Below are 19,077 nucleotides of genomic sequence, written 5' to 3'. Positions count from 1 at the left end.
TTCCGCCGCCTCCGGGAGGCCGTGACGCTGCACACACGCGCCGACGGCCGCCCCGGAGGGCGGCCGTCGTTCGTCGCTAGGGACGCGCGATCAGTGGGCCGCCCAACGGGCTGGCCCACCACCAGGAGAAGGTGTGCGTCGCGGTCACGGAGCAGACCCTAGCCCACCGGAGGGCGGTGCGGGAGGAGGCCGCGAAGTTGTCCACGACCCGTCTCACCCAGCGGGCGGCGGCACCGGTCCGCTCGCGCCACCCCGTAGCCTTGCCCTGTGACCGTGACTAACCACACCTGGCAGTCCCTGCCCGCGGCGCAGCAGCCTGAATGGCCGGACCAAGAGGCTCTGCGCAAGACCCTTGCGGAGCTCGCCTCCTATCCGCCCCTCGTCTTCGCCGGCGAGTGCGACCAGCTGCGCGCCCGGCTCGCGGCCGTCGCGCGTGGTGAGGCGTTCCTGCTCCAGGGCGGCGACTGCGCCGAGGCGTTCGACGCCGTGTCGGCCGACCAGATCCGGAACAAGCTGAAGACCCTGCTGCAGATGGCGGCGGTGCTCACCTACGCGGCGTCCGTGCCGGTGGTGAAGGTCGGCCGGATCGCCGGCCAGTACTCCAAGCCCCGTTCGAAGAGCACCGAGACCCGCGACGGTGTGACCCTGCCGACCTACCGCGGCGACTCGGTGAACGGCTTCGAGTTCACCGCCGAGGCCCGCGTCCCGGACCCGGAGCGCCTCAAGCGGATGTACAACGCCTCCGCGGCGACGCTCAACCTGGTGCGCGCCTTCACCACCGGCGGCTACGCCGACCTGCGCCAGGTGCACGCCTGGAACCAGGACTTCGTGCGCAACTCCCCGGCGGGGCAGCGCTACGAGCAGCTGGCCCGGGAGATCGACCAGGCGCTGGCCTTCATGAACGCCTGCGGGGTGGCCCCGGAGGAGTTCAAGACGGTCGAGTTCTTCTCCTCGCACGAGGCGCTGATCCTGGACTACGAGACGGCGCTGACCCGCACCGACTCGCGCACCGGCGAGCTGTACGACGTCTCCGGCCACATGGTGTGGATCGGCGAGCGCACCCGGCAGCTCGACCACGCGCACATCGAGTTCGCGTCGAAGATCCGCAACCCGATCGGCGTCAAGCTCGGCCCGACCACCACGGTGGACGAGGCGCTGACCCTGATCGACCGGCTCGACCCGGAGCGCGAGCCCGGCCGGCTCACCTTCATCACCCGGATGGGCGCGGGCAAGATCCGCGACCACCTGCCCGCCCTGGTGGAGAAGGTCACCGCGTCCGGCGCCCAGGTGGTGTGGATCACCGACCCGATGCACGGCAACACCTTCGAGGCCTCCAGCGGCCACAAGACCCGCAAGTTCGACGACGTGCTGGACGAGGTCCGGGGCTTCTTCGAGGTGCACCGCGCGCTGGGCACCCACCCGGGCGGCATCCACGTGGAGCTGACCGGAGACGACGTCACCGAGTGCGTCGGCGGCGGCGACGAGGTGCTGGTCGACGACCTGCACCAGCGCTACGAGACGGCCTGCGACCCGCGGCTGAACCGCAGCCAGTCGCTGGACCTGGCGTTCCTGGTCGCCGAGATGTACCGCGGCCAGTAGGACCGGCGGGCACCGGGGCCCCCGGGGCCGGTGTGACGAAGGCCCCTCCGCTTTCGGGTGATCCGAGGCGGAGGGGCCTTCTTCGTACCCGGAGCGCCGGGTAAGGTAAGCCTCAGCAAACCGCACCAATCGTGGAAGGGGCCGCACATGTACGTGTGCATGTGCCACGCGGTCACCGAGGCCCAGGTCAGGCAGAAGATCGACGAGGGGGCCAGCACCCCGCGCCAGATAGCCCAGGGCTGCAAGGCCGGCACCGACTGCGGTTCCTGCGTGCGGCGCATCCAGGCGCTGCTCGGCGAGCACGGCGCCCGCCCCTGCCCCACCGCCCGGCTGGCCGAGCGGCTCGGCCTGGCCGGCCCGGCCGCCGCGGCCCCCGGCGCCGCCCCGAGCCGGGCGCCGAAGGCCGCCTAGCGGCCGGGCCGTCCCGGTTCAGCTGCTCTCGGGCTGCTCGATCAGCTGCGCGATGTAGAGCGCCTCGCCGAGCTTGTCCAGCAGCTCCAGCTGGGTGTCCAGGTAGTCGATGTGGTGCTCCTCGTCGGCGAGGATGTCCTCGAAGATGTTCGCCGAGGTGACGTCGTTCTTGGCGCGCATCACCACGATCCCGCGGCGCAGCCGGTCGATCGCCTCGACCTCGACCTGCCGGTCGGCCTCGAACATCTCCTTGACGGTCTGCCCGATCCGGACGTGGAACAGCCGCTGGTAGTTCGGCAGGCCGTCCAGGAAGAGGATCCGGTCGGTCAGGATCTCGGCGTGCTTCATCTCGTCGAAGGACTCGTGCCGGGTGTACTTGGCGAGCTTGGTCCAGCCGAAGTTCTCCTGCATCTTCGCGTGCAGGAAGTACTGGTTGATGGCGGTGAGTTCGGCCGTCAACTGCTCGTTGAGGAACTCGATGACCTCGGGGTCGCCCTGCATGGCCTGCCTTCCTGTCCGCATTCCGGTCGGTGTCCGGATGCCCCGCATCGTGGCAGTTGAACGGGTGCACTTCCAGTAAGTTCACGCTTACAGCCGCCGCGCCGACGGGTTTTCCCGCCCGCCCCGCACCGCGCTGACCTGCGGTGACGGCGGGCTGATTGGGCCGTTCGGCGGTATCCGGCCCGAACGCGTGCGCGGATTCCCGGTTTCGTGCCCCCCTCCGGCGGGACGCATTTCCCCGGGGGCGCGCGACGGGGGCGCGCGCGATTCGCCGCCCGCCGTCTGTCACCATGGGGGCATGGGTCAGCACCAGCCGGAACCGCAGCCGCCGACTGACCCGAGGCTCCCCCCGGGGCAGCGCCCGCAGCGCGGCTGGCCCGTCCTGCACTACGGGCCGGTGCCCCGGTTCAAGCCGCTGAGCTGGGACTTCCAGGTGTTCGGGGCCACCGCCGACGCGGAGAAGGCCGGGTGGGACTTCGCCGCCTTCCACGCCCTGCCCAAGACCACCGTCCGCGGCGACCTGCACTGCGTCACCAAGTTCTCGATGCTCGGCAACACCTGGACCGGCGTCGCCGCCGAGACCGTGCTCGACCTCGTCCCGCCCGACCCGACCGTCACCCACGTGATGGTCTGGGCCGAGTACGGCTACAGCGCCAACCTGCGGCTCGCCGACTTCGCCGACCCGGCCACCGTCTTCGCCACCCACCACGACGGCCGCCCGCTCACCCTCGAACACGGCTTCCCGGTCCGCCTGGTGGTGCCCCACCTGTACGCCTGGAAGGGCCCCAAGTGGGTGCGCGCCGTCGAGTACATGCGGGCCGACCGGCGCGGCTTCTGGGAGGAGCGCGGCTACCACAACCTGGCCGACCCGTGGCGCGAGCAGCGCTACTCCTACCAGGAGCGGCCCGGGGAGGGCCCGCTGCGCTGAGCGGACCCCGCGCCCGGAACGGCCGGCGCGGCCGGCGCGGTCAGAACAGGCTGACGCTGATCGTCACGGTGCTGCCCTGCTTGCCCGGCGTGTTCGCCGCCGGGGACTGGCCGGTGACCTTGCCGATCGGGATCAGCCCGGAGACCTGCGGCACGAACCCGGCGTCCTGGAGGGCCTTCGAGGCGTCCTCCCTGCTCATCCCGGTGACGTCCGGCACCAGGTGCATGCCCTTGGAGACGGTCAGCGCCACCGCCGAGCCGGGCGACAGGCCGCCGCCCGCCGCCGGGTCGGTGGAGATCACCGAGCCCTTGGGCACGCTGTCGCTGAACTGCTCGCCGGTCGCGCCCGCCACCAGCCGGGCCCCCTCCAGCGCCTTGACGGCGTCCGCCAGCGGGCGGCCCGCCACGTCCGGCACCCCGACCCGCTCGGGGCCGCGCGAGAGCAGCACCTTGACCGAGTCGCTCTTGCGGACCCGGGCGCCCACCCCCGGATCGGTGGAGATCACCTGCCCGGCCGCCACCGACTCGCTGAACTGCTCGCTGAACGCCCCGTGCAGGCCCTGCCCGTCCAGCGTCGCCGACGCCTGCTCCCGGCTCTGCCCCAGCACGCTCGGCACCGTCGCGTACACCGCGTTGGACAGCGTGTACGTCACCGCGCCGACCACCAGCAGCACCACCACCAGCACCGCCGTCCAGACCGCCGGGTGCCGGCCGAAGCCCGGACGGCGGGCCCGGCGCGGACGGCGGGCCCGCGCCGGGGCGTCGTCCTCCGCCGCCGGGCGCACCGGCGGCAGCAGCTCCGGCGGGACCTCCAGCACGCTGGTGCGCTCCAGCGCCGGGGCCTGCGGGAGCACCGCGGTGGCCTCGCCCGGGCTGTGGCGCGGGGTGGGCCGGGTCGAGGCGGGCGGCTCGGCGTCCAGCTCGGCGTCCGGCAGCGAGCGGCGGGCCCGCTGCACCGCGGCCAGCAGCTCCACCGCGTCCCACGGCCGGGCCAGCGGGTCGCGGGCGGTCGCGGCGGCCACTATCGCGTCCAGCTCCGGACCCACCGCGGGGGCGGTCCGGGACGGCGGCGGGACGTCCTCGTGCAGGTGGAGGTACATCACCTGGGCGGCGTTCTCCCCGGTGTGCGGCTTGCCGCCGGTCAGCATCTCGAACAGCAGGATGCCCGCCGCGTAGACGTCCACCCGCTGGTCGGTGGGCTCCTGGCGGATCTGCTCCGGCGCCAGGTACGAGACGGTGCCCAGCAGCTGCCCGGCCTCGGTGCCGGAGGTGACGGCCGAGTCGGCGCCCGCCAGCACCCGGACCAGGCCGAAGTCGGCGACCTTCACCAGGCCGGTGTCGGTGATCAGCACGTTCTCCGGCTTGACGTCCCGGTGCACCAGACCGGCCCGGTGCGCCGCGCCGAGCGCCGCCAGCACCGGCTCCAGCACGTCCAGCGCGGCCCGCACCGACAGCGCCCCGCGGTCGCGCAGCACGTCGCGCAGGTTCCGGCCGGGGACGTACTCCATGGCCATGAACACGGCCCGCGGGTCGGCGCCCTGGTCCAGCACGTTCACCACGTTCGGGTGCGCGAGCCGGGCCACCGCCTTGGCCTCCCGGATGAAGCGCGCGGTGAAGTCGGCGTCCCCGATCAGCGAGGGGTGCATCAGCTTCAGCGCCACCGTCCGGTCCAGCCGGGTGTCGGTGCCCCGGTAGACGGTCGCCATGCCGCCCACCGCGATCCGCTGCTCAATCCGGTAGCGGCCGTCGAGCAGCACGCCGTGCAGGGGGTCGTCGAGGGTCATGTCCACCCGAGGAGTCTAGGGGCCGGACCGGTCACCCACCGGGAGGGGCCGGATGTCGGGGCGGATCGGCGAACCGCCCCGACCACGGGGACGCCCCCCGGCGGTGGCCGGTTCGCCCCCGGGCGGGCGTCAGAACGCCGGGCGCTCCCGGGTGTCGGCCAGGCCCGCGCCGGGGGAGGACGCCTCGGCGTAGTAGCGGCGCGGGATCCGGCCCGCCCGGTGGGCCAGCCGGCCCGCCTCGACCGCCTTGCGCATCGCCTCCGCCATCAGCACCGGGTCCTGCGCGCGGGTCACCGCGGAGGCCAGCATGACGGCGGAGCAGCCGAGTTCCATCGCCAGCGCGACGTCGCTGGCGGTGCCCGCGCCCGCGTCCAGCACCACCGGGACGCCCGCCGCCTCCACGATCAGCTGGAAGTTGTGCGGGTTGCGGATGCCCAGGCCGGAGCCGATCGGCGAGCCCAGCGGCATGATCGCCGCGCAGCCCACGTCCTCCAGCTTGCGGGCCAGCACCGGGTCGTCGTTGGTGTACGGCAGCACGGTGAAGCCGTCGTCGACCAGCGTCTCGGCGGCGTCCAGCAGCTCGATCGGGTCGGGCAGCAGGGTCCGCTCGTCGGCGATCACCTCCAGTTTCACCCAGTCGGTGCCGAGCGCCTCGCGGGCCAGCCGGGCGGTCAGCACGGCCTCACCCGCGGTGTAGCAGCCCGCGGTGTTGGGCAGCACCCGGACGCCGTTGCGGGAGAGCACCTCCAGGACGGAGCCCTGTGTGGCCGTGTCGACCCGGCGCATCGCCACCGTGGTCAGCTCGGTGCCGGAGACCTTCAGCGCCTGCTCCAGCACCTCCAGGCTGGGGGCGCCGCCGGTGCCCATGATCAGGCGGGAGGAGAAGGTGGTGCCGGCGATGACCAGCGCGTCGTCCGCCATGGTTCAGCCTCCCTGGACGGCGGTGAGGATCTCGACCCGGTCGCCCTCGCCGAGCGCCGTGGCGGGCCACGAACTGCGCGGTACCACCGCCTCGTTGACGGCGGCGGCGACGCCGGTGTTGGCGGCCGACAGCTCGGCCACCACCACGTCCAGCGTGGTGGCGGCGGGCAGGGTGCGCGGCGCGCCGTTGACGGTCAGGGCGATGGTGTTCATGCGGGGACCTTCGGGGTGAAGCGGCGGGGGGTGAAGTCGGCGGCCAGGGCGGGGAGTTCCCCGGTGGCCAGGTAGTCGGCGAGCAGGTCGGCGGTGACCGGGGTGAGCAGCACGCCGTTGCGGTAGTGCCCGGTCGCGGCGACCAGGCCGTCCAGCGCGGTGGGGCCGAGCAGCGGCGCGTTGTCGGGGGAGCCGGGGCGCAGGCCCGCGCAGGTCTCCACCAGCGGCAACTCGGTGATGCCCGGGACGAGTTCGTGCGCGTCCCGGAGCAGCTCGTAGACGCCGCCCGCGGTGACGGTGGTGTCGTGGCCCTGCTCCTCGGTGGTCGCGCCGACCACCAGCTCGCCGTCGGCCCGCGGCACCAGGTACAGGTGCTGCCCGCGCACCACGGCCCGCACGTTGCGGGACAGGAACGGCGCGTACCGCCCGGGGATCCGCAGCCGCAGCACCTGGCCCTTGACCGGGCGGATCGCCGGCAGCACCCCCGGCGGCAGGCCCGGCAGCAGGTGGCTGCGCGAACCGCCGGCCAGCACGGTGCGCCCCGCCGTCAGCCGCTCCCCGTCCGACAGCCGGACGCCCGCCGCCCGCCCGCCCTCGACCAGCAGCTCGGCGGCCTCGGCCCGGTGGAACACCACGCCCAGCCGCTCCCCGGCGGCGACCAGCGCGGCGGCCAGCCGGCGGCCGTCCACCTGGTGGTCCGCGGCGACGTGCAGGCCGCCGCGCACGCCCGGGGCCAGCATCGGCTCCAGCCGGCGGCACTCCCGGCCGGTCAGCCACTCCGAGGCCAGGCCCAACCGGCCGTGGAAGGCGTGCAGTTCGCGCAGCTCCGCCCGGTCGTCGGCGTCCAGCGCGACGGCCAGCGTGCCGGTCTGCCGGTAGCCGGTGTCCAGCCCGGTCAGCTCGGTCAGCTCGGCGGCGAACGCGGCGTACCGCTCGTTCGACGCCAGGCCCAGGCGCAGCAACGGCTCCTCGCCGTACTGCAGTTCGGTGACGGGGGCGAGCATGCCCGCGGCGACCTGCGCCGCGCCGCCGCCCGGGTGCGGGTCGACCACCGCGACCGACAGGCCGCGCTGCGCGGCGCGCCAGGCGACCCCGAGGCCGATGATGCCCCCGCCGACCACCAGCACGTCCAACGCGCGGGAAGGTGCCACAGCGGCTGATTCTCCCTTCGCCGGCATGACCCGGATCAGGTTCGGACGGTCGCGGGCCGCCACAGCCCGCCTCTCAGCCCGGTGCACCGGGCTCCCGTGTGACGTAGTACCTCCACCTTAACGCCGGGCCGACCGGCACCCGAAGGCGCGTGCGCGGGGTGACCGCCCGCCGCCCCTGGGTAGGGTGGGCGCCGTGGCTGAGCTGAAGGCAACGGACCGGGTCGTCGTGGTCGGCGCGGGCATGGCGGGCGCCCAGACCGCCCTCAACCTGCGGCAGGGCGGCTGGCAGGGCCCGCTCGCCCTGGTCGGGGAGGAACTCCACCTCCCCTACGACCGCCCCCCGCTCTCCAAGGACGTGCTGCTCGGCAAGGCCGACGCCACCGCCTTCGAGATCGACTGGCACGGCCTCGGCGTCGACCTGCTCACCGGCCGCCGCGCCACCGGCCTCGCCCCGGGCGTCCTGCGCACCGACCGCGGCGAACTGCCCTACGACGCCCTGGTGATCGCCACCGGCGCCGCCCCCCGCACCCTGCCCCAGCTGCCCGGCGCCCGCACCCTGCGCACCGTCGACGACGCCCACGCGCTGCGCGCCGCGCTCACCCCCGGCCGCCGGATCGTGCTGGTCGGCGCCGGCTGGATCGGCGCCGAGACCGCCACCGTCGCCCGCGGACTCGGCTGCGAGGTCACCGTGGTCGAGGCCGCCGCCACCCCGCTGGCCGGCGCGCTGCCCGCCGAACTCGGCGCCCTGATGGCCGACTGGTACGCCGCCGCCGGCGTCGACCTGCGCTGCGGCGCCGCCGTCGCCGGAGCCGCCGACGGCGGGGTGCTGCTCGCCGACGGCACCCACCTGCCCGCCGACGAGGTCGTGGTCGGCGTCGGCGCCCGCCCCGCCACCGACTGGCTGGTCGGCGGCCCGCTCGCCCTCGCCCCCGACGGCACCGTCCCGGTCGACGACCGGCTGCGCACCGCCCTGCCCGGCGTCCTCGCGGCCGGCGACTGCGCCTCCTACCCCTCCGCCCGCGCCGGCACCCGGCTCGCCGTCCAGCACTGGGACCACGCCCTGCACTCCGGCGCCGCCGCCGCGGCCGCCTTGCTCGGCACCCTCGACGCCCCGTACGACCCCGTCCCGTACTTCTGGTCCGAGCAGTTCGGCCGCATGGTCCAGTACGCCGGCCGCCACGCCGGGGCCGACCACCTGCTCTGGCGCGGCTCCCCGTCCGAGGCCGACTGGACGGTGCTGTGGCTGCGCGACGGCGCCCTGGTCGCCCTGCTCGCCGTCGACCGGCCGCGCGACCTGGCCCAGGGCCGCCGCCTGATCGAGCGCGCCGCGCCGCTCGACCCGGCGCGCGCCGCCGACCCGGCCGTCCAGCTGAAGGCCGCGGCGCGGTAGCCGGTGGGTAGGCTGGGGCCGTGAGCGAGATTGATCCCAAGATTGACGCCCTGGTCCCCGCGTGGCTGTACCTGCCCGACATCTCCGAGCGGTGGGGCGTGGTGATCACCGAAGTCCGCGCCATGGTGAAGAACCGCACCCTGCTGGCCGTCCGCCGCGGCCCCAACAACTCCCTACAGGTCCCCGCCGACTTCATCGAGGACGACGGCCCGGTCAAGCACCTGGTCGGCACCCTCACCGTGCTGCGCGACTCCGGCTTCTCCGACCAGGAGATCCTGGAGTGGATGTTCACCGAGGACGACTCCCTGCCCGGCAGCCCGATCCAGGCCCTGCGCGAGAACCGCGCCACCGAGGTCAAGCGCCGCGCCCAGGCCATGGCCCTGTGACGGCCGTGCCCACCGCCCGGGAGCGGCTGGCCGACGCCCGGCTCTACCTCTGCACCGACGCCCGCCGCGAGCAGGGCGACCTGCCCGCGTTCCTGGACGCGGTGCTCGCCAACGGCGTCGACATCGTCCAGCTCCGCGACAAGGGCCTGGAGGCCCGGCAGGAACTGGAGTACCTGGAGGTCTTCGCCGACGCGGCCCGCCGCCACGGCAAGCTGCTCGCCGTCAACGACCGCGCCGACGTCGCGTACGGCGCCCGGCCCGACGTGCTCCACCTCGGCCAGGACGACCTGCCGGTCCGCGTCGCCCGCCGCATCCTCGGCGAGGACGTGCTGATCGGCCGCTCCTGCCACAGCGCGGACGAGGTCGACACCGCGATCACCGAACCCGGCGTCGACTACTTCTGCACCGGCCCGGTCTGGCCCACGCCCACCAAGCCCGGCCGCCCCGCCCCCGGCCTCGACCTGGTCCGCCACGCCGCCGCGCGGCACCCCGAACGCCCGTGGTTCGCGATCGGCGGCATCGACACCGCCAACCTCGACCAGGTCCTGGCCGCGGGCGCCACCCGGATCGTCGTCGTCCGCGCCCTCACCGCCGCCGAAGACCCGGCCACCGCCGCCGCCACCCTCGCCGCCCGCCTCCACTGACGCCCTCCCGGCCGGGAAAGCACCACCACACCCCCGCGCCCTCGCCCTGACAGGGGCGCGGGGAACTGTGCGGGTCGGGGGGCACCTCGGCAAGATCCGGTCGTCACGGGGCCACCCCGCCCCCCGCCGGGAGCCGTGCCGGAGGCGTTCGCACTCCGTGCGGGCTGCGCGCGGTATGAGGGCGGCCGGGAAAGCACCCCCGCACCCCCACACCCCCGTGCCCTGACAGGGGCGCGGGGAACTGCGCGGGGTCGGGGGGCACCTCGGCAAGATCCGGTCGTCACGGGGTGGTTCCGCTCCCGGTCGGGAGCCGTGCCGGAGCCGTTCGCACTCCGTGCGGGCTGCGCGCGGTATGAGGGCGGCCGGGGAAGCACCCCCGCACCCCCACATCCTCGCCCTGACAGGGGCGCGGGGAACTGTGCGGGGCGGGAGCACCTCGGCAAGATCCGGGCGTCACGGCGCCACCCCGTCCCCGGTCGGGAACCGCGCCGGAGGCGTTCGCACTCCGTGCGGGCATGGACCCCGTCGCTCCCGCCGTCCGCCGTGCCCGCCGGATCGTGCTGCTCGTTCCGGTGCTGCTCGGCGCAGCCGCTGTCGCCTTCCTCGCCCAGCGGCCGTTGGGCCGTCACCACCACGCCGGGTGGGACGGCTGGGTCGGCACGGTCAACGGGATCGTCTTCCTGGCTGCCGCCGCCCTGCCGGCGGCCGTCCTGCTGGCCTGGGGGTCGGCCCGCCGCCGTCGGGCCGCGGGGGCCGAGCCGGGGTGGGCGCGGCGTTCGGCGGCGGCGGAGGTGGGGATGGTGTACGGCACGGTGCCGTGGGTGTGGATGATCCTGCTGCCGGGGGCCGATCCGGGCGGTCCGCGCCGCCGGGTGAACCTGGTGCCGCTGCACGACCTCGTGGAGGTGGTCGGTGCCGGGCCGCCCGCCACCGCGGTGGCGCAGGTGGTCGGCAACCTGCTGGTGTTCGCCGCGCTGGGCTTCCTCGTCCCGGTCCGGTTCGCCGCGCTGGCTTCGGCGTGGCGGGTGCTGGCCCTGGGTGCGGCCGGTTCGGTGCTGGTGGAGACCGCCCAGTACGTGCTGCGGCTGGACCGGGTCTCCTCGGTCGACGACGTGCTGCTGAACGCGGGCGGCGCCGCGCTGGCCGCGCTGGCCTCGCGCCGCTGGTGGCGGGGGCGCCCGAGCCCGACCGGCTGACGGCCCCGTCAGTACGTGCGGACCGTCGCCGCGTCGGCGAGCGCCCGGAGCACCTCGCGGGTCGGCCCGTCGGCGATCGGGGCCGCGTCGAGGGCGGCCAGGGCCTCGGTGAGCAGCGTGTCGATCCGGGCCTCGACGAGCGCGGGGGCGCCGCTGCGGGTGATCAGGTCGCGCAGGGCGGCGATCTCCTCGGCGTCCAGGCCGGGCGCGCCGAGCCGGGCGTCGAGGCGGGCGGCGTCGGCCGGACCCAGGCCGCGCATGGCGTGCGCGACCAGCAGGGTGCGCTTGCCCTCGCGCAGGTCGTCGCCGGCCGGCTTGCCGGTGACGGCGGGGTCGCCGAAGACGCCCAGCAGGTCGTCGCGGAGCTGGAACGCCTCGCCGAGCGGCAGCCCGAAGCCGCCGAGGGCGTCCACCAGGTCCGGCCCGGCGCCGGCCAGCAGCGCGCCGACCTGGAGCGGGCGCTCGATGGTGTACTTCGCCGACTTGTAGTGCAGGACGGTGCGGGCCCGCTCCAGCGCCCCGGCGTCGGTGGAGTCGCCCGCGACCGGCTCCAGCACGTCCAGGTACTGGCCGAGCATCACCTCGGTGCGCATCAGGTCGAAGGCGGGCTTGGCGGCCGACACGGCGGCGGCGGGCAGTCCTGAGCGCTGGAACAGCTCGTCGCACCAGATCAGCAGCAGGTCGCCGAGCAGCACCGCGGCGGACGCCCCGTACTGTTCGCGGTCGCCGCGCCAGCCGCCGGCCCGGTGCAGGTTCTCGAAGCGGCGGTGGACGGCGGGCAGGCCGCGCCGGGTGTCGCTGCGGTCCATCAGGTCGTCGTGCACCAGGGCGCTGGCCTGGAGCAGTTCCAGCGCGGCCGCCGCCCGTTCGATGCCGGGCTCGTCGGCGCCGCCGCCGGCCGCGCGCCAGCCCCAGTAGCAGAACGCGGGGCGCAGCCGCTTGCCGCCGTCGAGCAGGAAGTCGCGCAGCGCGTCGGCGACCGGTCCGAGCTGGTCGGAGATGCCGGAGAGCAGGGCCGTCCGCTCGGCCATGAACACGCCGAGCGCGTCGTTCACGCGGTCGCGCACGTCCTCCGCGTCGACGGGGTTGCGGGGGAGACGGATGGAGGAGGGCACCTGGGACTCCGGATCAAGAGGCTGACAGTCAGATTAACGCGCGCGCCCGGGTGCCCCGTCCCACCCGCGCCGCGACCCCGCCGCGACCTCCGCCCTCACCCCTGCCGCCACCCCGCCGCGACCCGTGCTCCGGGCGTTGCTCCGCGGCACCGGAGCCGGCTGGCCGGAAATCTCAAGTCCCGTCTCAGTTTCTGGACGTCGTTTGTCCGGGCCGCGCCGCCGACGGCTAACCTGCCTGCATGGCACTCGGGATTCCCTCCACCAGAAGCGACCGCGCGCAAACTGTGCGCGACCTGCTGGCGGCAGGCGACCGCTCCTTCTCCTTCGAGTTCATGCCGCCCCGCAACGAGGAGGGCGAGCGCAGGCTCTGGGACGCGATCCGCCGGGTCGAGTGCCTGGAGCCGAACTTCGTCTGCATGACGTACGGCGCGGGCGGCTCCTCGCGCGGCCGCACCGTCGACCTGGTCGGCCGGATCGCCACCGAGACCACCCTGACCCCGGTCGCCCACCTCACCGCCGTCGACCACTCGGTCGCCGAACTGCGCAACATCATCGGCCAGTACGCCGACCAGAACGTGCGCAACGTGCTCGCGGTCCGCGGCGACCCGCCCGGCGACCCGATGGGCGAGTGGGTGCGCCACCCCGAGGGCGTCAGCTACGCCGCCGAACTGGTCGAACTGATCAGGGACATCGGCGACTTCTGCGTGGGCGTCGCGGCGTTCCCGCAGATGCACCCGCGCTCGGCCGACTGGGACGAGGACATCCGGCACTTCGTCGCCAAGTGCCGGGCCGGCGCGGACTACGCGATCACCCAGATGTTCTTCGAGGTCGAGGACTACCTGCGGCTGCGCGACCGGGTCGCCGCGGCGGGCTGCGAGACGCCGATCATCCCGGAGATCATGCCGGTCACCAACATCCGCCAACTGGTGCGCTTCCCGCAGCTGTCCGGCTCCGACTTCCCGGTCGACTTCCGGCGCAAGCTGGAGGCCGCCGCCGACGACCCGGCCGCGGTCCGCGCGGTCGGCCTCGAACACGCCACCGCGATGGCCGAGCGCCTGCTCGCGGAGGGCGCCCCGGGCCTGCACTTCATCACACTCAACCACTCCACCTCGACGCTGGAGATCTACCAGAACCTGGGCCTGCACACCCGCTGAGCGCCCGGCCGCCGCGAGCCCGGCGCCGGGCCGCCGGGCCGGTGCGCGAACGGTGCGGTCCGGGATGAGGTGGTGTTCGCCCGGAGGCTGTACAGTCGCCCGCAACCGCGCGGTGAGGGTGGCGTCTGGAGGTTGCGGGATGGGCATCGGATACCTGCTCCTCTACGGTGCGCTGGCCCTGGTCGCGCTCTGGCTGACCGCCGAACTCCTGCTCCAGCACCGGGCCCCGCTGCACTGGCGGGCGCTCGCCCTGCTCGGCTTCCTCGGCGTGGTCGCCGGGATGCGCACCTCCTCGCTGCCGGTGATAGCGGCGGGCGCCGCCGCGTTCGCGCTCGGCCAGGTGAGGGTGACCGGCTCGGTCAAACGCGGCCGCCCGGTCGGCTGGTCGCTGCGCCGCCCCGACGGCGCCCTGCCCGGCCCGCTGGCGAAGGTCCCGCTGCTGGCCGCGGCCACCGGCGCGCCGGCCGCCGCCGCGACGGTACCGGAACCGGTCGTGCCGGTCGGCGAGGTCGGCCCGGTCGAGGACGAGCCGTTCGAGCCGTTCGAGCCCCTCGACGGGCGGTCCGCCGCCTACGAGGAGTTCCAGCAGCTCGACGCGGGCGTCTACGCCGACGACCCGGGCGCCTACCAGGTCCCGCCGCAGCCCCAGTACGGGCAGGCGCAGCAGGGGTACGGCTACCAGCAGCAGGACCCCGGCCACGGCTACCAGGAGCAGTGGGCCGCCCAGCCGCAGTACCAGCCGCAACCGCAGTACCAGCAGCCGCAGCAGCCGCAGTGGCAGCTGATCGGCTACGACCAGTACGGCCAGCCGGTCTACCAGGACCCGTACACCCAGCAGCAGTACCAGCAGCCCCACATCCCGCAGCAGGCGCAGCCCCAGCAGCAGCCGCAGGACCAGAACTGGTACTACCAGCAGCAGTACTGACGCACCGTCAGGCCGGGCCGACCAGCCCGGCGGTGATCGAGGCGGACATCCCGACCCGGGCCAGCCCGCCGCCCGGGTGGGCGTGCGCGCCGATCAGGTAGAGGCCCGGCGGGCCCGGCCGGTTGGCCTGCGCGAGGTGCCCGCCCGCCAGCGAGGGCACCGGCACCGAGCCGGTCAGCCGGGTCTCCCGCCAGCGCAGCCGGGGCCGCAGGTCGAGGCCCGCGGCGGCCAGGTGGTCGAGCAACTCCCCGGCGTAGGCGTCCCGTTCGGCCTCGGTGAGGGCGAGGCCGGCGGGCACCGTGACGGTCAGCACGACGGCCTCCGCGTCCGGCCCCGGGACCAGCGACGGGTCGTCCGGACGCAGCACCTGCACGGTGGGGCGGGACGGCAGCGCCCGCTCGGTGAACACCGCCCGGGCCTCGGCCGCACCGTCCGCGGCGTGCACCACGGTGCGGTGCGCGGTGCCGGCCGGGCGGGCGCCGTCCAGTGCCAGCAGCACCGTGAACCGCCCCGGCGCGGGCGCGGCCGGCTCGGCGACCCCCAGGCCCGGGACGGCGGAGAGCACCGCGTCCGCCGCCAGCACCCCCTCGTCCGTCCGCACGCCCACCACCCGGCCGCCGTCGGACTCCAGGGCCCGCACGGGGGTGCCGAAGCGGAACTCCACCCTGCGCGCGCCGCACCGCGCGAACACCGCGTCGGCCAGCGCCCGCAGCCCGCCGTCCACGTACCAGACGCCGAACGACTGCTCCATGTACGGCAGCACCGTGGCCGAGGCGGGCGCGGACCGCGGGTCCAGGCCGTACCGCAGCGCGTACTCGCCCAGCAGCGCGGCCGGGCCCGGGCCGCCGCCCAGCTCGCGGGCCGCGTCGGCCAGGGTGTGCCGCCCGCGCGGCAGCAGCCGGGCCAGCCCGCGGCGCGGCGGCACCGGGTACGGGTCGACCGGGTCCACCGCCGGACGCGGCTCCTCCAGCAGCGGCCGCCGGGTCGCCTCCCACACCGTCCGCCCCCGGTTCACCAACTCGCCCCAGCGCGCGCCCGCCCCCGCCCCGAACGCGGCGTCCAACGCCTGCCCCACCCCGCCCCGGGAGGCGTTCGGCAGCACCAGCTCCGTCCCGTCCGGGAACAGGTGCCGGCTCTCCGGGTCCACCGGCCGCAACCCGACCAGCTCCTCCAGCGGCTCCCGCCCGGTCTTCAACGCCAGGTCCCGGTACACGGCGGGCAACGCGAGCAGCCCCGGCCCGGTGTCGAACCCGAACCCCTCCCGCCGGTACGCCCCCACCTGCCCCCCGTACGTCCCCGCCGCCTCCAGCACCACCACCCGGTGCCCCGACGCACCCAACCGCGAAGCGGCGGCCAGACCGCCCATCCCTGCACCGACGACGATGATCCGAGCCATGGCAGCAGATCCTATGCGCCCCCGCACCCCCGTCCACCGCCCGCCCACACCCGCCCCGGCCGGGCGGCCGCGGTCCGGGCTTGCCCGGAGCCTCGCGGCCGGAGGGCGGTTTTCGGCCCTGTTCGACTGCCCGCCGCAGGCCTTCCCCGGCCGTGCCGGCGCCGTGCCGGGCAGGCCCTGCCGGTCAGGCGGCGGCCATCCGGGCCCGGCGGCGTTCGCGGCGGCGGAGCCAGAAGCGGCGGATGCGGGAGACGGCGAACCAGACGATCAGGAGGCCGAGGGCGAGCAGGACCGCGGCGGTGGAGGCGGCGAGCCAGGGGTGGAAGACGGCGAGGGTGACCAGGCCGGCGACGGAGAGGTCCTCGGTGAGGCTGAGCAGGATGTTCGAGGCGGGTTCGGGGGAGGTGTTGACGGCCATCCGCAGGCCCGCCTTGACGCCGTGGCTGAGCAGCGCGGTGGTGCCGCCGAGGGCTCCGGCGGCGACCTCGCCGAGTGAGCCCGGGTCGTGCGCGGCGAGCAGGGCGCCCACCGTCGCGCCCGCGACCGGGCGGACGAAGGTGTGGGCCACGTCCCAGACGCTGTCCACGTAGGGGATCTTGTCCAGGACCGCCTCGCAGAGGAACAGCACGCCCGCGGCGATCAGCACGTCGGTGCGCTCCAGGGCGGGCGGTACCGAGTCGGCCCCGCCGAAGCGGCCGAACAGGCCCAGCAGCAGCACCACGGCGTAGGCGTTGATCCCGCTCGCCCAGCCGCTGGTGAAGATCAGCGGAACGGCCTCCACGGCGGCCCCCCTTCCCGTGCCCGCCCGGACCTCGGACGGGACCCGGCCACCGTACCCGGCCGCTCCGACCGGGCGGCAGGGTTCGCCGACGGCGGGGGCTGAGTATCCGTACTCAGATCGCCGGTTGAGTACCTACGCGGATACCCGCCGGCCCCGGCCGGCGGCAGAGTGGTGCGCACCGGGAAGGCCGCCGCCGGGCGGCGCCGCCCGGGAGCGCCCGGGGCAGGCCGCCGACCAGGGGGAACGGCGGTCCGCACCACAGGCCCGGGGCGCGACCAACGGCCGGAGCGAGGGGGCCGGGCACCGCCGACACGGGGCGGCGGAGCCCGGTCCCCTCCCCCTCCGGGCCCCTCGCGGGGGGAGTTCCGGGCGGGCCGGCCGGACGGGGACGGCGGGACGGGGGCGGGGCCCCGCGGAACCGGGGGGTTCCGCGTTGTCACACCCCCCGTTCACGATGGATGCATGCGCGGACCGACCGGTTCGGGCAAAGGTCCGGAGTGAACGGGGGAGACCCATGACCATCAGTCGTCCTGAGCCTGTCGCCCGCCCTGCCGTCGATCAATCCGCCGCCGACCAGTTCCCCGCCGAGCGACCCGCCGCCCGCCGCCCCGCCGCCGAACGGGCGGAGCGGACGGGACGGCCCGAGCGATCCGAGCGGCCCACCGTCGAACAGCCCACCCTGCCCGCCGGCCGCGCCGGGGACGTCCACCCGGTGCTGCGCCGGAGCACGGCCTCGCCCGCCGCGCTGGAGCTGCTCCGGCACGCGCACCGCACCCTGGTGCACGCCCGGGGCCGGCAGGATCCGTTGGAGCGCTACGCCACCGCCCACCTCGCCGCGCTGCGGGCCACCGCCGCCGTGCTCGCCGTCCGCGGCCGCCCGGTGCGGCACCCGCGCCGCCGCCAGGCGATCCGCCCGGCCTGGGAGCTGCTGCCCGAGGTCGCCCCCGAACTCGCGGAGTGGGCGGCCTACTTCGCGGCCGGGGCCCGCCGCCGGGCCGCCGCCGAGGCCGGCATCACCGGCGCCGCCGGGCCGCGGGACGCGGACGACCTGATCCGCAACACCGCCCTGTACCTGCGCATCGTGGAGCGGATCCTGGCCCTGCACCCCTGACCCGGCACCCGGCGCCCCGGCGTCCGCGCCGCCCCTGATCCGCCCGGCCCCGGCGGATAAGGTGGAGGCGTTCCCGCCGTGGAAGAACCTGCTTAGAGGGGTGCCGCCTTGTATCCGACTCGTCCCCGCAGTGCGCTGCGTACCGCCGTGGTGTGGGAGGTGGTGCGGGAGGCGCTGGAGCGGCGCTCCGCCGAGCTCGGGCGGCCGGTGCTGGAGGTCGTCGACACCGGTGGCGGCACGGGCAACTTCGCCGTGCCCGTGGCCAGGCTGGGCCACCGGGTCACGGTGGTCGACCCGAGCCCGGACGCGCTGTTCGCGCTGGAGCGCCGGGCCGCCGAGGCCGGGGTCACCGAGCTGGTCCGGGCCGTCCAGGGCGACGCCCAGACGCTGCCCGAGCTGGTCCCGGCCGGTTCGGTCGACGCGGTGCTCTGCCACGGCGTCCTGGAGGTCGTCGACGACCCGGCCGAGGCGCTCGGCAACCTGGTCGGCACCCTCGGCAAGGGCGGGCTGGTCAGCCTGCTCGCCGCCAACCGCAACGGCGCGGTGCTGGCCCGCGCGGTGGCCGGCCAGTTCACCGAGGCCCGCACCGCGCTGGACGCCGCCGACGGCCGCTGGGGCGCGGGCGACCCGATGCCGCGCCGCTTCACCGGCGAGCAGCTGGACGAGCTGGCCGCCGCGGCCGGGCTGCGGGTCACCTCCGTGCACGGCATCCGGGTCTTCGCCGACCTGGTGCCCGGCGTCCTGGTCGACACCGAGCCCGGCGCGCTCGACGCCCTGCTCAAGCTCGAACTCGCGGCCGCCGAACAGCCCGCCTTCCACGCCGTCGCCACCCAGCTGCACCTGCTCGCCGAGGCGATCTGATCCGGGTCGGGGGGCACCAAGGAGGGGGTCCGCTCGTTGCAGTGGTGGGACCGCCGCCGCGGTGGCCCCAGCCACGCCTGATTGACCACGCCGAACCAGGGCCGTGGACCGTATGATCTGGGTAAAGCCGGTAAGCATGACGGCCAGACCGGTGGGGCATATGGACCACACAGGCCCGAGCCAGGGGTGGCGGACCGGTCGCCCCGCGACCGACGAGTAGGAGGACTCCGTGCCGCTCTCGGAGCACGAGCAGCGACTGCTCGAGCAGATGGAGCGAGCGCTGTACGCCGAAGATCCCAAGTTCGCGTCAGCGCTCGAGGGAACCGGCCTGCGCACCTACACCCGTCGGCGGGTCTACCTGGCCGTGGCGGGGTTCGTGGCGGGCATCGCGCTGCTCATGGGCGGCCTGGTCACGCAGGTCATCTGGGTCAGTGTCGTCGGGTTCCTGGTCATGCTTGGTTGTGCGGTCCTCGCGGTCACCGCGTGGCGGCGCGGCCCGGCCGGGCACGGTCCACGGCAGGCGCCACCGCCACGCCGGAAGACCGGCGTCATGGACCGAATGGAACAGCGCTGGCAGCGGCGCCGCGACGAACAGAGCGGCCTGTAGCAGC

General features: G+C 75.3%; 20 protein-coding genes and 1 riboswitch. Of the genes, 12 read left to right on the top strand and 8 right to left on the bottom strand.

Features of this window, described 5'->3' with window-relative positions:
• Nucleotides 1-267: 267 nt before the first annotated feature.
• Together ACIP60_RS26440 and ACIP60_RS26435 are read left to right on the top strand one after the other, a co-directional pair.
• Nucleotides 268-1,599, top strand: coding sequence for a class II 3-deoxy-7-phosphoheptulonate synthase (locus ACIP60_RS26440; RefSeq protein ID WP_100835824.1), 1,332 nt, complete (start codon nucleotides 268-270; stop codon nucleotides 1,597-1,599).
• Nucleotides 1,600-1,746: 147 nt separating this feature from the next.
• Nucleotides 1,747-2,010 (top strand): bacterioferritin-associated ferredoxin, encoded by a 264-nt coding sequence (locus ACIP60_RS26435; RefSeq protein WP_400688452.1) that lies wholly within the window; start codon nucleotides 1,747-1,749, stop codon nucleotides 2,008-2,010.
• Between the two features lie 18 nt (nucleotides 2,011-2,028).
• Here the strand turns inward: ACIP60_RS26435 and bfr are convergent, their stop codons facing one another.
• Nucleotides 2,029-2,511, bottom strand: a complete 483-nt coding sequence (gene bfr, locus ACIP60_RS26430; protein ID WP_100835822.1) for a bacterioferritin — start codon at nucleotides 2,509-2,511, stop codon at nucleotides 2,029-2,031.
• 298 nt (nucleotides 2,512-2,809) lie between these two features.
• Here bfr and ACIP60_RS26425 point away from each other — a divergent pair, with 298 nt between their 5' ends.
• On the top strand, nucleotides 2,810-3,439 hold the full coding sequence (locus tag ACIP60_RS26425; RefSeq protein WP_400688449.1) for a sulfite oxidase-like oxidoreductase: 630 nt from the start codon (nucleotides 2,810-2,812) through the stop codon (nucleotides 3,437-3,439).
• Nucleotides 3,440-3,479: 40 nt separating this feature from the next.
• On the opposite strand, the gene pknB is transcribed toward ACIP60_RS26425, so the two are convergent.
• The 4 genes from pknB to thiO all read right to left on the bottom strand — a co-directional run bounded on the left by pknB (nucleotide 3,480) and on the right by thiO (nucleotide 7,507).
• Nucleotides 3,480-5,222, bottom strand: a complete 1,743-nt coding sequence (pknB, locus tag ACIP60_RS26420) for a Stk1 family PASTA domain-containing Ser/Thr kinase (protein WP_400688638.1) — start codon at nucleotides 5,220-5,222, stop codon at nucleotides 3,480-3,482.
• A 129-nt stretch (nucleotides 5,223-5,351) separates the two neighbouring features.
• Complete coding sequence (locus ACIP60_RS26415) at nucleotides 5,352-6,143, bottom strand: thiazole synthase (protein ID WP_400688447.1); 792 nt, start codon at nucleotides 6,141-6,143, stop codon at nucleotides 5,352-5,354.
• Between the two features lie 3 nt (nucleotides 6,144-6,146).
• Complete coding sequence (gene thiS, locus ACIP60_RS26410) at nucleotides 6,147-6,356, bottom strand: sulfur carrier protein ThiS (protein ID WP_400688445.1); 210 nt, start codon at nucleotides 6,354-6,356, stop codon at nucleotides 6,147-6,149.
• On the bottom strand, nucleotides 6,353-7,507 hold the full coding sequence (gene thiO / locus ACIP60_RS26405) for a glycine oxidase ThiO (RefSeq protein ID WP_400688443.1): 1,155 nt from the start codon (nucleotides 7,505-7,507) through the stop codon (nucleotides 6,353-6,355). Before thiO ends, thiS begins: the two co-directional genes overlap by 4 nt.
• Nucleotides 7,503-7,615: riboswitch (TPP riboswitch) on the bottom strand. Its footprint overlaps the gene before it by 5 nt.
• Nucleotides 7,616-7,691: 76 nt before the next feature.
• Between thiO and ACIP60_RS26400 the strand changes: the two genes are divergently transcribed.
• The 4 genes from ACIP60_RS26400 to ACIP60_RS26385 all read left to right on the top strand — a co-directional run bounded on the left by ACIP60_RS26400 (nucleotide 7,692) and on the right by ACIP60_RS26385 (nucleotide 11,123).
• Nucleotides 7,692-8,897, top strand: a complete 1,206-nt coding sequence (locus tag ACIP60_RS26400) for an NAD(P)/FAD-dependent oxidoreductase (protein WP_400688441.1) — start codon at nucleotides 7,692-7,694, stop codon at nucleotides 8,895-8,897.
• Between the two features lie 20 nt (nucleotides 8,898-8,917).
• Nucleotides 8,918-9,283: an Rv2175c family DNA-binding protein gene (locus ACIP60_RS26395; protein WP_400688439.1), complete on the top strand. Its 366-nt coding sequence runs from the start codon at nucleotides 8,918-8,920 to the stop codon at nucleotides 9,281-9,283.
• 5 nt (nucleotides 9,284-9,288) lie between these two features.
• A complete protein-coding gene (gene thiE / locus ACIP60_RS26390; RefSeq protein WP_400688636.1) occupies nucleotides 9,289-9,927 on the top strand; it encodes a thiamine phosphate synthase in 639 nt (212 codons plus the stop codon).
• Between the two features lie 515 nt (nucleotides 9,928-10,442).
• On the top strand, nucleotides 10,443-11,123 hold the full coding sequence (locus ACIP60_RS26385; RefSeq protein WP_400688437.1) for a VanZ family protein: 681 nt from the start codon (nucleotides 10,443-10,445) through the stop codon (nucleotides 11,121-11,123).
• Between the two features lie 8 nt (nucleotides 11,124-11,131).
• Here ACIP60_RS26385 and ACIP60_RS26380 read toward each other — a convergent pair whose 3' ends face one another.
• A complete protein-coding gene (locus tag ACIP60_RS26380) occupies nucleotides 11,132-12,238 on the bottom strand; it encodes a polyprenyl synthetase family protein (protein WP_400688435.1) in 1,107 nt (368 codons plus the stop codon).
• A gap of 239 nt (nucleotides 12,239-12,477) precedes the next feature.
• On the opposite strand from ACIP60_RS26380, the gene metF reads away from it, so the two are divergent.
• On the top strand, nucleotides 12,478-13,392 hold the full coding sequence (gene metF, locus ACIP60_RS26375; RefSeq protein ID WP_100835812.1) for a methylenetetrahydrofolate reductase [NAD(P)H]: 915 nt from the start codon (nucleotides 12,478-12,480) through the stop codon (nucleotides 13,390-13,392).
• Between the two features lie 139 nt (nucleotides 13,393-13,531).
• Entirely contained in the window at nucleotides 13,532-14,317 is a 786-nt protein-coding gene (locus ACIP60_RS26370; RefSeq protein ID WP_400688432.1) for a hypothetical protein, read from the top strand.
• 7 nt (nucleotides 14,318-14,324) lie between these two features.
• Here ACIP60_RS26370 and ACIP60_RS26365 read toward each other — a convergent pair whose 3' ends face one another.
• Both ACIP60_RS26365 and ACIP60_RS26360 read right to left on the bottom strand, forming a co-directional pair.
• A complete protein-coding gene (locus ACIP60_RS26365; protein ID WP_400688430.1) occupies nucleotides 14,325-15,713 on the bottom strand; it encodes a phytoene desaturase family protein in 1,389 nt (462 codons plus the stop codon).
• Nucleotides 15,714-15,897: 184 nt separating this feature from the next.
• Nucleotides 15,898-16,494: a DUF4126 domain-containing protein gene (locus tag ACIP60_RS26360; RefSeq protein ID WP_100835809.1), complete on the bottom strand. Its 597-nt coding sequence runs from the start codon at nucleotides 16,492-16,494 to the stop codon at nucleotides 15,898-15,900.
• A gap of 514 nt (nucleotides 16,495-17,008) precedes the next feature.
• On the opposite strand from ACIP60_RS26360, the gene ACIP60_RS26355 reads away from it, so the two are divergent.
• The 3 genes from ACIP60_RS26355 (at nucleotide 17,009) to ACIP60_RS26345 (ending at nucleotide 19,073) form a co-directional block, all read left to right on the top strand.
• Complete coding sequence (locus ACIP60_RS26355; protein WP_400688427.1) at nucleotides 17,009-17,605, top strand: SAV_6107 family HEPN domain-containing protein; 597 nt, start codon at nucleotides 17,009-17,011, stop codon at nucleotides 17,603-17,605.
• A gap of 108 nt (nucleotides 17,606-17,713) precedes the next feature.
• Nucleotides 17,714-18,466: a methyltransferase domain-containing protein gene (locus ACIP60_RS26350; protein ID WP_282205465.1), complete on the top strand. Its 753-nt coding sequence runs from the start codon at nucleotides 17,714-17,716 to the stop codon at nucleotides 18,464-18,466.
• A gap of 229 nt (nucleotides 18,467-18,695) precedes the next feature.
• Entirely contained in the window at nucleotides 18,696-19,073 is a 378-nt protein-coding gene (locus ACIP60_RS26345) for a DUF3040 domain-containing protein (RefSeq protein ID WP_100835807.1), read from the top strand.
• The last annotated feature ends 4 nt before the right edge of the window (nucleotides 19,074-19,077 follow it).

Origin of the sequence: Kitasatospora sp. NPDC088783, assembly GCF_044750705.1 — a bacterium.
GTDB classification, from domain to species: domain Bacteria; phylum Actinomycetota; class Actinomycetes; order Streptomycetales; family Streptomycetaceae; genus Kitasatospora; species Kitasatospora fiedleri.
The sequence above is the reverse complement of the archived record's forward strand: the minus strand, read 5'-3'. Positions and strand labels throughout refer to the sequence as shown.

Excerpts from the sequence above, each read along its gene's own strand:
- ACIP60_RS26415 (WP_400688447.1), bottom strand. The coding sequence starts at position 6,143 with ATGGCGGACGACGCGCTGGTCATCGCCGGCACCACCTTCTCCTCCCGC.
- ACIP60_RS26365 (WP_400688430.1), bottom strand. The coding sequence starts at position 15,713 with ATGGCTCGGATCATCGTCGTCGGTGCAGGGATGGGCGGTCTGGCCGCC.
- ACIP60_RS26370 (WP_400688432.1), top strand. The coding sequence starts at position 13,532 with ATGGGCATCGGATACCTGCTCCTCTACGGTGCGCTGGCCCTGGTCGCG.
- ACIP60_RS26425 (WP_400688449.1), top strand. The coding sequence starts at position 2,810 with ATGGGTCAGCACCAGCCGGAACCGCAGCCGCCGACTGACCCGAGGCTC.
- ACIP60_RS26385 (WP_400688437.1), top strand. The coding sequence starts at position 10,443 with ATGGACCCCGTCGCTCCCGCCGTCCGCCGTGCCCGCCGGATCGTGCTG.
- ACIP60_RS26355 (WP_400688427.1), top strand. The coding sequence starts at position 17,009 with ATGACCATCAGTCGTCCTGAGCCTGTCGCCCGCCCTGCCGTCGATCAA.
- pknB (WP_400688638.1), bottom strand. The coding sequence starts at position 5,222 with ATGACCCTCGACGACCCCCTGCACGGCGTGCTGCTCGACGGCCGCTAC.
- ACIP60_RS26435 (WP_400688452.1), top strand. The coding sequence starts at position 1,747 with ATGTACGTGTGCATGTGCCACGCGGTCACCGAGGCCCAGGTCAGGCAG.
- metF (WP_100835812.1), top strand. The coding sequence starts at position 12,478 with ATGGCACTCGGGATTCCCTCCACCAGAAGCGACCGCGCGCAAACTGTG.
- bfr (WP_100835822.1), bottom strand. The coding sequence starts at position 2,511 with ATGCAGGGCGACCCCGAGGTCATCGAGTTCCTCAACGAGCAGTTGACG.
- thiS (WP_400688445.1), bottom strand. The coding sequence starts at position 6,356 with ATGAACACCATCGCCCTGACCGTCAACGGCGCGCCGCGCACCCTGCCC.